Origin of the sequence: Brevundimonas sp. UBA5713 (genome assembly GCF_002419815.1) — a bacterium.
Taxonomy (GTDB): Bacteria; Pseudomonadota; Alphaproteobacteria; order Caulobacterales; family Caulobacteraceae; genus Brevundimonas.
This window is the reverse complement of sequence record NZ_DIGV01000025.1, coordinates 10,433-22,238: the sequence shown is the minus strand read 5'-3', so window position 1 is coordinate 22,238 and position 11,806 is coordinate 10,433. Positions and strand designations below refer to the sequence as shown.

General features: G+C 62.9%; 14 protein-coding genes and 1 riboswitch. Of the genes, 6 read left to right on the top strand and 8 right to left on the bottom strand.

Annotated elements, in window-relative coordinates; all coding sequences use genetic code 11:
• From B3B04_RS06070 to gcvT, 5 genes are all read right to left on the bottom strand, one after another.
• A partial coding sequence (locus B3B04_RS06070) for a PGPGW domain-containing protein (protein WP_292041018.1) occupies positions 1-401 on the bottom strand: 401 nt, incomplete at its 3' end.
• Between the two features lie 205 nt (positions 402-606).
• Positions 607-2,175 (bottom strand): aminomethyl-transferring glycine dehydrogenase subunit GcvPB, encoded by a 1,569-nt coding sequence (gene gcvPB / locus B3B04_RS06065; protein ID WP_292041015.1) that lies wholly within the window; start codon positions 2,173-2,175, stop codon positions 607-609.
• A 15-nt stretch (positions 2,176-2,190) separates the two neighbouring features.
• Complete coding sequence (gene gcvPA / locus B3B04_RS06060) at positions 2,191-3,534, bottom strand: aminomethyl-transferring glycine dehydrogenase subunit GcvPA (RefSeq protein WP_292041014.1); 1,344 nt, start codon at positions 3,532-3,534, stop codon at positions 2,191-2,193.
• Between the two features lie 91 nt (positions 3,535-3,625).
• On the bottom strand, positions 3,626-3,991 hold the full coding sequence (gene gcvH / locus B3B04_RS06055) for a glycine cleavage system protein GcvH (RefSeq protein WP_292041011.1): 366 nt from the start codon (positions 3,989-3,991) through the stop codon (positions 3,626-3,628).
• A gap of 12 nt (positions 3,992-4,003) precedes the next feature.
• On the bottom strand, positions 4,004-5,119 hold the full coding sequence (gcvT, locus tag B3B04_RS06050) for a glycine cleavage system aminomethyltransferase GcvT (RefSeq protein WP_292041009.1): 1,116 nt from the start codon (positions 5,117-5,119) through the stop codon (positions 4,004-4,006).
• Positions 5,120-5,281: 162 nt separating this feature from the next.
• Positions 5,282-5,387: riboswitch (glycine riboswitch) on the bottom strand.
• 207 nt (positions 5,388-5,594) lie between these two features.
• Between gcvT and B3B04_RS06045 the strand changes: the two genes are divergently transcribed.
• A complete protein-coding gene (locus B3B04_RS06045) occupies positions 5,595-6,575 on the top strand; it encodes a class 1 fructose-bisphosphatase (RefSeq protein ID WP_292041005.1) in 981 nt (326 codons plus the stop codon).
• 4 nt (positions 6,576-6,579) lie between these two features.
• Complete coding sequence (pncA, locus tag B3B04_RS06040; RefSeq protein WP_292041003.1) at positions 6,580-7,215, top strand: bifunctional nicotinamidase/pyrazinamidase; 636 nt, start codon at positions 6,580-6,582, stop codon at positions 7,213-7,215.
• Positions 7,216-7,272: 57 nt separating this feature from the next.
• Here pncA and B3B04_RS06035 read toward each other — a convergent pair whose 3' ends face one another.
• Complete coding sequence (locus tag B3B04_RS06035; protein WP_292041002.1) at positions 7,273-8,313, bottom strand: adenosine deaminase; 1,041 nt, start codon at positions 8,311-8,313, stop codon at positions 7,273-7,275.
• A gap of 54 nt (positions 8,314-8,367) precedes the next feature.
• The gene (locus tag B3B04_RS06030; protein ID WP_292041000.1) at positions 8,368-8,838 is read right to left on the bottom strand and encodes a hypothetical protein; all 471 of its coding nucleotides are present in this window, start codon (positions 8,836-8,838) and stop codon (positions 8,368-8,370) included.
• A gap of 234 nt (positions 8,839-9,072) precedes the next feature.
• Here B3B04_RS06030 and B3B04_RS06025 point away from each other — a divergent pair, with 234 nt between their 5' ends.
• The 4 genes from B3B04_RS06025 (at position 9,073) to B3B04_RS06010 (ending at position 10,319) form a co-directional block, all read left to right on the top strand.
• Positions 9,073-9,369, top strand: a complete 297-nt coding sequence (locus tag B3B04_RS06025; RefSeq protein WP_292040998.1) for a hypothetical protein — start codon at positions 9,073-9,075, stop codon at positions 9,367-9,369.
• A gap of 37 nt (positions 9,370-9,406) precedes the next feature.
• Positions 9,407-9,655: a hypothetical protein gene (locus B3B04_RS06020; protein WP_292040996.1), complete on the top strand. Its 249-nt coding sequence runs from the start codon at positions 9,407-9,409 to the stop codon at positions 9,653-9,655.
• A gap of 102 nt (positions 9,656-9,757) precedes the next feature.
• Positions 9,758-10,000, top strand: coding sequence for a hypothetical protein (locus tag B3B04_RS06015; RefSeq protein WP_292040994.1), 243 nt, complete (start codon positions 9,758-9,760; stop codon positions 9,998-10,000).
• A gap of 145 nt (positions 10,001-10,145) precedes the next feature.
• The gene (locus B3B04_RS06010; protein ID WP_292040991.1) at positions 10,146-10,319 is read left to right on the top strand and encodes a hypothetical protein; all 174 of its coding nucleotides are present in this window, start codon (positions 10,146-10,148) and stop codon (positions 10,317-10,319) included.
• Between the two features lie 73 nt (positions 10,320-10,392).
• Here B3B04_RS06010 and argS read toward each other — a convergent pair.
• Positions 10,393-11,806, bottom strand: a 1,414-nt coding sequence (gene argS, locus B3B04_RS06005; RefSeq protein ID WP_292040989.1) for an arginine--tRNA ligase, incomplete at its 5' end; no start/stop codon positions are given.

Here is an 11,806-nt window from a genome sequence, read left to right as displayed (position 1 = left end):
ACCGCGCGACCGGCACGCGAGCGACGCACGGCGCAGCGGATGCGGCGACGCAGCTTGGGCAAGGGGCGGCGACGACGCGGACGGATCACCATCTTCTCGACACGCAGGGCCTGTTGCCAGAACACCGGAGCGATTTCGGGATTTTTGCGCATCAGGCGGCGGAACGGATAGACCCAGTTGGGTTTGGCCCGCTGGGCCTTAATGAACTGGCGCTTGGCCCAAAAGGAGTTGCGCAGCACGATCACCAGACCAAGGGTGATCACCGGAATACCGCCCGGGCCCGGCAGGGGGGCGATGACAAGACCGACCAGAATAACCAGCACACCGACCGACAGCATGGCCAAACGGCGCAGGCGGCGGCTAGCCCCCTTGCGCGGAGGCGGCGGTACTATCGGGGACAAAACCAGTGTCACGGGGCGAAACAGTCTCGGCAAAAGCGGCAAACGGGGAGGGAGCGTCGATAGGGGAGGAATCGACACTGCACATATGCACGATGTTGAAGGCTTTAAGGTGTCTGTTGGATGAACAACGGTTTAGCTTGAGCGAAAAGAAAACGCCGTGTCCCGAAAGACACGGCGTTAGTGGGGGACAGTCGTTCAGGCGGACTTAGGCGGCCTGATTGGAGCCTTCCGGCTTGACCCAGCGCAGCTTCGGCGAGCGGGCCGCCTTGGTCTCATCCAGACGACGCATCGGGGCGTGGAACGGTGCGCCCTTGAAGCGGTCGACGTCACCGGCCTTGGCCGCTTCGGCCAGCAGGCGCATGGCCTCGATGAAGCGATCCAGCTCGGCCTTGGACTCGGTTTCGGTCGGCTCGATCAGCATCGCGCCATGCACCACCAGCGGGAAGTACATGGTCATCGGGTGGAAGCCCTCGTCGATCATCGCCTTGGCGAAATCGAGCGTGGTGATGTCCGTACCCTTGAGCCATTCGTCGTCGAACAGGGCTTCGTGCATGCACGGGCCGTCCGGGAAGGCCGGGCTCATCAGGTCCTGCAGGCGGGCCTTGATGTAGTTGGCGTTCAGGACTGCGTCCTCGGCCACCTGACGCAGGCCGTCAGCGCCGTGGGACATCATGTAGGACAGGGCGCGCACATACATGCCCATCTGGCCCTGGAAGGCGCACAGACGGCCAAAGGCTTGGGCAGCCTCATCTTCCTCACGCTCGACCAGTTTGAAGCCGTCACCGGTGTTCACGACCCAAGGGGCCGGAGCGAACGGAGCGAGGGCTTCGGAGAGGACCACCGGACCAGCGCCCGGACCGCCGCCGCCGTGCGGCGTCGAGAAGGTCTTATGCAGGTTGATGTGCATGGCATCGACGCCCAGATCGCCCGGACGCACGCGACCGACGATGGCGTTGAAGTTCGCGCCGTCGCAATAGAAGTAGGCGCCCGCCTCGTGGGTCAGGCGGCTGATTTCCATGATGTCGCGCTCGAACAGGCCGCAGGTGTTCGGGTTGGTGACCATGATGGCCGCCACGTCCGGACCCAGCTTGGAGGCCAGATCAGCCACGTCCACGCGGCCGTCTTCGGTCTGGGCGACCTCGACAACGCTATAGCCAACGAAGGCTGCGGTGGCAGGGTTGGTGCCGTGGGCCGAGGTCGGAACCAGCACCTTGCGGCGCTGTTCGTGCTCGCCCTTGGCTTCGTGGGCCGCGCGGATGGCCATCAGGCCGCACAGCTCGCCGTGGGCACCGGCCTTGGGCGACAGGGCCACAGCGGGCATGCCGGTCAGGGTGGTCAGCCAGTGCGACAGGCTGTCCATCAACTCCAGCGCGCCTTGGACTGTCGATTGCGGTTGCAGCGGGTGGATGTCCGAGAAACCAGCCAGACGAGCCATCTTCTCGTTCAGGCGCGGGTTGTGCTTCATGGTGCACGAACCCAGCGGATAGATGGCCAGATCGATGGCGTGGTTCTTCTGGCTCAGGCGCACGTAGTGGCGCATGGCTTCCGGCTCCGACAGGCCCGGCAGGCCGATCGGGTCGCGGCGGACCAGATCACCGAGGTCCGAGCCATCGGTCTTAGGCGTAGCAAGGTCCACACCGGTCTTGCCCCAGCCTTCGCCTTCGAAGATCAGAGCTTCGTCCTGCAACAGGCCACGCGCGCCGGTCAGGGTCGCAGGCTTGGTCTCGACAGCGTTCGGGGTGGTCGGGCGGCCGACGTTGTTCATGGTGCTCATGTCTGTGGCCCTTCCTTACGCTACAGCCGCGGCCAGAGCCGAGGCGAGGATCTTGATGTCGGCATCGCGCGTGGTCTCGGTAGCGGCGACCAGCAGGACGTCGTCGAGGCCTGCTTCCGGTGCGAGGCGGCTGTACGGCACGCCGGCGAGAATGCCTTGGGCGGCCAGTTGCTCGACCACTTCGGCGGCGTTCTTCGGCAGCTTGACGGCAAACTCGTTGAAGAAGCGCGGGGTCAGGACCTCGACGCCTTCAATGGCAGCCAGTGCATCACGGGTGGCCAGAGCCTTTTCGTGGTTCAGCAGGGCCAGCTGACGCAGGCCGGTTTCACCCAGCAGGCTCATGTGGATGGTGAAGGCGAGGGTGCAGAGGCCCGAGTTGGTGCAGATGTTCGACGTCGCCTTGTCGCGGCGGATATGCTGCTCGCGGGTCGACAGGGTCAGCACGAAGCCGCGACGGCCCTCGGCATCGACGGTCTCGCCGCAATAGCGGCCCGGCGTCTGGCGCAGCAGCTTTTCGCGGGTGGCGAACAGACCGACGTACGGACCGCCAAAGTTCAGCGCGTTACCGATCGACTGGCCTTCGGCGGCGACGATGTCGGCCCCCATTTCGCCCGGCGATTTCAGCAGGCCCATCGAGACGGCCTCGGTCACGACGACGATCAGCAGGGCACCGTTGGCCTGAGCGGCCTCGGCGATCTTGGTCACGTCGGTGGCGGTGCCGAACACGTTGGGGGTCTGCACGACGACGCAGGCGGTGTCAGGGCCGATCTGGGCGATGACGTCGGCTTCGGCATCAACGGCAGCCGGAAGCACCTGGGTTTCAACGCCCATGGCGTGAACCACGGTCTCGGTGGCCTTGACGTAGTGCGGGTGAACGCCGCCCGAGATCACAGCCTTGTTGCGGCGGGTGACGCGGGTGGCCATCAGCACGCCCTCGGCCATGGCGGTCGAGCCGTCATAGAGCGAGGCGTTGGCGACCGGCATGCCCGTCAGGTTCGCAACCTGGGTCTGGAACTCGTACAGGTACTGCAGGGTGCCCTGTGCGATTTCCGGCTGGTACGGGGTGTAGGAGGTCAGGAATTCCGAACGCTGGATGATGTGGTCAACCGTCGCCGGAACGTGGTGCTTATAGGCACCCGCACCGCAGAAGAACGGAACCGAGCCAGCGGTCTTGTTCTTGGCCGCCATGGCCGACAGGGCCCGTTCGACTTCCAGTTCGCCCGCAACGCGCGGCAGGTCCACAGGGCCTTCGAGGCGTGCGCTTGCTGGCACGTCTACGAACAGGTCATCGATCGACTTGGCCCCGATCGCGGCCAGCATGGCCTCGCGATCATCGGCAGTCAGAGGGAGGTAACGCATGGTCAGTTCCGATCCGTCCGGCATTCGGCCGGAGTATTGGGAAGGGTAAAAGAACCCCGCCCCGAGCAAGGTCGGGGCGGGCGGGTATTCATTAGAGGGTCGCGAGGAAGGCGTCGTAAGCCGCCTTGTCCATCAGGCCGTCCAGTTCCGAGGCGTCCGACACCTTGATCTTGGCGAACCAGCCTTCACCTTCCGGCGAGGCGTTGACGGTTTCCGGTGCATCGGCCAGTGCGCCGTTGGCTTCAACGACTTCGCCCGAGACCGGCGCGTAAACGTCCGAGGCGGCCTTGACCGATTCAACCACGGCGAAGCTGTCGCCCTTGGTCACGGCCTTGCCGACTTCCGGCGTTTCGACGAACACAACGTCGCCGAGGGCACCAGCTGCGTGAGCCGAAATGCCGACGGTTGCGATGTCGCCGTCCAGCGAGACCCACTCGTGATCCTTGGTGAATTTCATGGCTGATCCCTCTCAAGCCTTGGGTTTGCGGTAGTAACGGGTTGGCACGAACGGCGATGCCACAGCCTCGGCGGCGGCAGCACGGCCGCGCACGATGACCTGAAGCTCGGTGCCGATCTCGGCAAAGGCGGGCGGCACAAAGCCGATGGCGATCTTCTGACCGGTCGAAGGCGAGGGGCCACCCGAGGTGACGACGCCGATGACATTGCCGTCCTTGTCGGCGATCTCGGCGCCTTCGCGGGCCGGAGCACCTTCCTTGACGATCAGGTTCACGCGCTTGCGCGACGGACCCTCAGCCAGTTCCTTCAGGATGCGCTCGGCACCCGGGAAATCGGCGGCTTCCTTGCGCGACTTCGACACGGCGAAGGCCAGATCGGCCTCGACCGGAGAAACGGTGGCGTCCAGATCATGCCCGTGCAGCGGCAGGCCCGCTTCGAGACGAAGGCTGTCACGCGCGCCAAGGCCGATCGGCTTCACGCGCTCGTCTTCCAGCAGCAGGTTCCAGATGCGCTCGGCATCGGCAGACGGCACCGAGATTTCAAAGCCGTCCTCGCCCGTATAGCCCGAGCGCGAGATGTAGCAGTCGACGCCGAACACCATCAGGCGGTTCACGTCCATGAAGGACATTTCGGCCAGCGCCGGTTCGTGGCGCGTCATGACCGCGATGGCTTCGGGGCCTTGAATGGCCAGCAGGGCGCGGTCTTCCATGACCTGAAGCTGGGCATCGCCTTGAAGATTGGCGCGCAGATGGGCGAAGTCGGCGTCCTTGTTGCCGGCGTTCACCACCACATACAGACCGTCATGGTCGGGCTTGCCCGCCATCAGGTCATCCATAATGCCGCCTTCATCGTTCAACAGCAGGGAGTATTTCTGCTTGTTGTCCTTGAGGATCTTGTAGTCGCCGGGGACGAAGCGCTCGAACTGTTCGATGGCGTCCTTGCCGGTGATCTTGGCCTGACCCATGTGCGAGACGTCGAACAGGCCCGCGTGTTCGCGGGTCCATTTATGCTCGGCCAGCACGCCTTCGTACTGCACCGGCATGTCATAGCCGCCAAAGCCCACCATGCGGGCACCAAGGGCGCGATGCGCCGCGTTCAAAGGGGTAATCTTCAGGGCGTCGTCGCTCATGGGCGTACTCCGGAGTCGCGTTCTCACGGCAAAGGCCTTGCCGTACGCGCCCCCGCTGTCCCTGAGGCCTGAGAGATTCCGATCACCGCGAGGGGGATGGGTGACCTTGCTCCTTCGGCGCGTTGCCGGTTTGTGGGCCCGACAGCGACTTTCCAGCGTTTTATTCCTCTCGCGGTCCTTTTGCCTGAGCGTTTCCGGGGCGGTTGCGCCTTCGGCTCCGATCTGGGGATAGAGAGCATCCCCGACCGATCTCTCCCGCGAGAGCAAGCGCACCTAAGCCATCGACTCCGACTCCAAGTCAAGCGAACTGTGGCGAAAGCGAGCCGCCATATACGCACGATCTGTGGGGATTTGCGGTGACGCGGGGTTTCAGCCCATCTAATCGGTCAGGTTGATTGGGAACCGCCAACCATTGCTTCTCGGGCGGGCTGAGGCCATGAGAGGCCAACGGAATCGATGTTCTGGAATGGATAAAATGACCGAGACCCGCCTTGATCTGTCTGCGCATCTGTCGGCCGCTGGCCTGACCGACGGTCTGGCCGAACTGCTGGCCCATATCGCGGCGGCCTGCGTGGATATCCGCAAGGTGGTGTCGGGCGGCGCGCTGGCCGGTGCGCTGGGTGCGTCCGGCGCTGTTAATGTGCAGGACGAAGAGCAGAAGAAGCTGGACGTCATCTCCAACGACATCCTGACCGATGCCCTGCTGGCCCTGCCGCTGGTCGCTGGCGTCGCCTCCGAGGAAATGGACAACTGCCAGCCCGCCCAACATTCGGGCGGTAAATTCCTTGTGCTGTTCGACCCGCTGGACGGCTCCTCCAACATCGACATCAATGCCCCTGTCGGCACCATCTTCTCGGTGCTGGCCGCGCCGGAAGGCGAGGTCACCGACGCATCTTTCATGCAGGATGGTCGCAAACAGCTGGCGGCGGGCTATGTGCTCTACGGCGGCCAGACCATGCTGGTGCTGACGACCGGCAAGGGCGTGTCGGGCTTCACCCTGTCGCTGGACGGCCAGTGGCTGCTGACCCACCCCGAGATCAAGATCACGCCCGACACCAAAGAGTTCGCCATCAACATGTCGAACCAGCGTCACTGGGCCGAGGGCGTGCAGAAATACGTCGAGGGCTGCCTTCAGGGAGCCGAGGGCGGTCGCGGCAAGAATTTCAACATGCGCTGGGTCGCCGCCATGGTCGCCGACGTGCACCGCATCATGATGCGCGGCGGCGTCTTCCTGTATCCGTGGGACAAGCGCGAGCCGAACAAGCCGGGCAAGCTGCGCCTGATGTATGAAGGTAATCCGATGAGCTTCCTCGTCGAGCAGGCGGGCGGCAAGTCCACCACCGATGGCCGCGCCGCCATCCTCGACGTCACCCCGACCCAGTTGCACCAACGCGTGCCGGTCATCCTCGGCTCGGCCAACGAAATCGACATCATCGCCGATACTTGCGGAGTGTAAGCCTATGACCATCCCCGCCTTTGACGTGACCGACCATGACGCCCTGATCGTGGTCGATCCGCAGAATGATTTCTGCGAGGGCGGGGCCTTGGCGGTTCAAGGCGGGGCAGGGATCATGCCCCTGATCAACCAGATCGCGGCGCAGTTCAAAACCGTGATCGTGTCTCAGGATTGGCATACGGCCGACCAGATCAGCTTTGCCTCCAACCATGAAGGGGCGGCTCCGTTCACCCAGATTGAGGTTGAATACGGCCTGCAAATGCTGTGGCCCGACCACTGCGTTCAGGGCACAAAGGGCGCGGACTTTCATGCCGATGTCGCGCCGACGATCCAGCGCGCGGCGGCCATCATCCGCAAGGGGGCCAACCCTGCGGTGGACAGCTATTCGGCCTTCTTCGAAAATGACCACCAGACCCCCACCGGTCTGGCCGGACTGCTGCGCGACCTCGGCATCCGGCGCGTGTTCGTCTGTGGCCTCGCCTACGACTACTGCGTGCGCTTCACCGCCGAGGACGCCGTGCGTGAAGGCTTCGAAGCCGTGGTCATCGAAGACGCCACCCGCGCCATCGCCGAAGACACGGCACAGGCCGCCCGCGACAGCTTTGATGCGTTGGGGATTTCTCGCCTCTTCCAGCGCTGACTTGTAGGCTAGAAAAAAGCCCCGCTGGCGACAACGGGGCTTTTTGCTGTGTTTGGCTTAGTTGGCTGCGACGTAGGCGTCGATTTCGGCCAGATACTGGGCCTTCTTGTCTTCCGGCAGGAAGCTGCCTTCGAACGAGTTTTTGGCGATCTGGATGACCTGTTCGCGGGTCAGGCCGACGGCGCGGGCGAGCTGGATATAATTGTCGTTCACGTAGCCGCCGAAATAGGACGGGTCGTCCGAGTTCAGTGTGACGTGCAGGCCCTTGGCCAGCATGGACGGGATCGGGTGATCCTTCAGGTCCTTGACCACGCACAGCTTCAGGTTCGACAGCGGGCAGACGGTCAGGGTCATCTGCTCCTTGGCCAGACGCTCGACCAGCGCCTCGTCTTCCATCGAGCGGTTGCCGTGGTCCATGCGGTCGATCTTCAGCAGGTCCAGTGCCTCGTGCACGTAGGCAGGCGGGCCTTCTTCACCGGCGTGGCAGCAGATCTTGAGGCCCAGCTCACGGCAGGCGGCAAAGACGCGCTCGAACTTTGAGGGCGGGTGGCCGACTTCCGAACTATCTAGGCCGACGCCAATGAAACGGTCCAGATAGGGCTTGGCCATTTCCAGAGTTTCAAACGCGGCTTCTTCGGACAGGTGGCGCAGGAAGCTGAGGATCAGGCCCGAGCTGACGCCCAGTTCGGTCTCGGCGCGCTTCATGCCCGCGATGATGCCCTCGACCACGGTTTCGAACGCGACGCCACGGTCGGTGTGAGTCTGCGGGTCAAAGAAGATTTCCGCGTGGCGCACATTGTCGGCAGCGATACGCGTGAAATAGGCGAAGGTCAGGTCTTCGAAATCCTTGGCGGTCAGCAGCACATTTGCGCCCGCATAATAGATGTCGAGGAAGTCCTGCAGGTTCGAGAAGTCATAGGCGGCGCGCACGGCCTCTACGCTGTCGTAGGGGATGGCGACGTTGTTGCGCTGGGCCAGTTCGAACATCAGTTCCGGCTCGAGCGAGCCTTCGATGTGCAGGTGCAGTTCGGCCTTGGGCAGGCCGGCGATGAAGGCGTCTAGGTCGGATACGGAAACGGCGGGGAGGGTATCGGTCATCCCTGACCTTTAACCCAACCCCGCCGTTCAATCTATCAGCCTAAGCGGTAAGGCTTAGCCGAACTTGATTTGCGAAATCGGCCTGGCTTCGTTGTGCAAGCCGGTTGCGATGGTCTGATTGGTATAGCCCGAGACGTTGTGGACGACGCCCATCGACTGGGCCTTCAGGAACGAACCGTCGAAACCGCGGCCCGACTGGCTGTGGGTTTCCCAACCGAGGTGGGTGATGTCGCGAAAAGCGATGGTCTGGCCCTTATAGGTGACGATGCGGTCCGGATAGATGGTGATGCTGCGGTCGGTCTTGTTCAGGAATTTGGTGAACACGAAGATGTAGATCAGCACCATGACGAACAGCGCAAAGCCATGGGGTGTGCTGAATGCGCCGATGACGAAGATCACTATCGCAGGCAAGATTGCCATGCCTGCGGGCAGGCCAGGGGCCAGACGCACGCCGCGATAGTTAAACTGGACGCCGCCGTCAGCGGTCGGGGTGCGGGCGTAGCCCGTCTTGGGAGCGTTGGACACGAAAGCAAAACCCTAAAAAACTCTGCCCAAGCTTAGCCATTGGGACTCTGGTTAGGCAATCGCCAAAGCCGCCGTCCTGCTGAAAAAGATGCTTACTAAACAATGAATTAGAAGTGGTAATGTGCGGTTGTCCCGGTACCAAGGTTCGCAACTGGACATTGGTGCAGAGGGCGGAACGGCGGGCTTGGCCTCGGGTTATTTCCTCAGCGGGGGGCCAAACGAGGAACGGCCCAGATGAGTAACCAATCCCAAAGTTCACGACCTGAAAACGTGCCGTCCAACGCGCCGCTGCAGCCACAGCAAGGCCAACAAGCGCAAGGCCAGAGCGATCCCGCGCAGCCCGACTTTGTGGGCGACGACCAACGCGACGAAGAGCTGCGCACCAAGATGGATGCGAGCCGCGAGCCGCGCGGCCCCGAGGAGATCAGCGAAGAGTTTGCCGAAGAGCTGAACGAGGACGGTGCCGATCGCATCTCGCAATCGGCCACCGGCGGGCTGGGCAATGCCGACCCGCAGATCAACCGCCCCTGACCGTGTCAGCAGGCACTTCTAGCCAAGGAGACTATCGATGACTGACCCCAATCGACCCGATACGCCTCGCGAGGGGGCCGAGGCACATACGCATGACCAGCCTGACGAAGAGCGTCTGGCTCGCGGTGGTGCCCATCCCGAAGCCCAGCCAAAAACTGCCAGTGATCGCGATCCCGATGCCGCGATGCAAGGCGACGATGGCCAGACGCGCCAGCCGCAATCCAGCGGCATGGTTCAGCCCGATGGTGGCGTCAATCAAGGACAGGCCAACAAGCCCGACCGTTAAAGCCAGACAACAACCACTGACGACCCTGTGATGGCCCCAACGGGAACAGCCGATGTGTGATGCCGTTGAATTCACAGGGGCGCAATAAAGAGGAAATGCCGGATGACCGACACCAACTTCCCCGACAACATTCGCCCGGGTATGACGGGCGATGCAACCGCCGATCCTGCACAAAAGGGACACGAGGTGGGCGAGGCCTTTACCCACACCGCCCAGCAGGAAGATCAGGAGCGGCTGGAAAGTGAAAACCGCACCGACAACGAACAGGCGACCAATCGCCTGCGTCAGGATCAGGAACGCCCCGATCCCCTGTCGGAGCGTCCGCTGACGCAGCCGCCGCGCTAGGACGTGGTCAGGAGGCCGGATGCTTCGGTGTCCGGCCTCTTTGGCGGCTTCACATCTATTTACTTTTTAAGGGTGAGCTTCTCGGGCTGTCAGGCATTTATTGGACCGAGTTAGAAAGAACAGTGATTTTCAGAAAGTAGTACTGATGACCCGCAAGGACGCCTCCGCGAACGAACAACACTTTGCCGTTGCCGCCGAAAACCAGCAAGTTTCGTTGTCGGATCAATCTATGGCCAGCGAACACAAATCCTTTGAGCCGCGTATACCGCGAAAGGTGTTCGGTCTGCGCCGCGTCCCGCCGACAATGCTGAAGTCGTGATCGCGTTTACAGAATAAGAAAAGGGCCGGATGAGAGGATCATCCGGCCCTTTCTGTATGGGAGGCGTTGCCGTTTACATCCGTTCCGGCGTCTGGATACCCAGCAAGGTGAGCGCAGTTTCCAGTTGCAGCAGGGCTGCGGCCGACAGGGCAAGGCGAGAGCCACGGGTGGCTTCATGGCCGGGGGCCAGAACCGGACAGGCGGCGTAAAACTTCGAGAAGCTCTGCGCCACGCGATAGGCGTGCTCGGCGATCAGGTGCGGCATACGCTTGTCATAGGCATCCGACACAGCGGTGTTGAACGCATCCAGCGTCAGGGCCAGATCGCGCTCGGCCTGTTCGGCGATGACGATCTCGCCGTGCTCGGCAGCTTGGTCGGCGGCCTTGCGCAGCAGGGATTTGATGCGGACAGCCTGATACAGCAGGTACGGGCCAGTCTTGCCTTCGAAGCTGGTGAAACGGTCGAGGTCAAAGACGTAAGACGTCGTGCGGGCGTTCGACAGGTCTGCGAACTTCAGGGCGCCGATGGCGACCTTGTGCGCGATCTCTTCGAACTCGGCTTCGGTCAGGTCCTCACCCAGCTTGGCTTCCTTCAGACGCTCACGCGCCTTTTCGGTCGTCATGGTGATCAAGTCGTGCAGTTTCAGCACGCCGCCCGCGCGGGTCTTGAACGGCTTGCCGTCCGGCCCGTTCATGGTGCCGAAGCCGAGGTGCTCCAGCGACTTTTGAGGCGCGTAACCGGCCAGATACGACGCACGGAAGACCTGTTCGAAATGCTCGGCCTGACGCTCGTCCACGACGTAGAGGATCAGGTCCGGCGCGATCGACTTTTTGCGGTCCAGAATGGTGGCCAGGTCGGTGGTGCCATACATGGCCGAACCTTCCGACGAGATGACCAGCAGCGGCGGCGGCGAGGGAACCTGCACGACCGAACCGTCATCCAGCTTCTTCTTGCGGGTTTCGCCATCGCGCGCGACGTGGACGACCTGTGCGCCATTGTCTTCGACCAGCAGGTTCTTGGCCTTCAGGTCGGCGATCATTTCTTCCATGACCGGATCGGCGTCGGATTCGCCGTTCCAAAGGTCGAAGGTCACGTCCAGCGCCGCGAACTCGCGGGTCAGGGCGGTGCGGCTGACGGCCACGAAATGCTGCCACAGGGCGCGGTAGCCGGCACGGCCAGCCTGCAGCTCTGCGGTCGCCTTGCGGGCGCGGTCGCGGAAGGCGGGGTCTTCCTTGGCCTTGGCGGCGGCCTGCGGATACAGACGCTCCAAGTCTTCCAGCGAGACAGGGCTTTCCAACGGGAAGGGGCCATCGCCCTCGGCCATAAAGGCATCAGCCAGACCCTCGTCACCGCAGGCGGTGATCAGCAGGCCCATCTGGAAGCCCCAGTCGCCGAAGTGGGCATCGCCAATCACTTCGTCGCCACGGAAGCGGAAGATGCGCTTCAGGCTTTCACCGATGATGGAGGAGCGCAGGTGGCCGACGTGC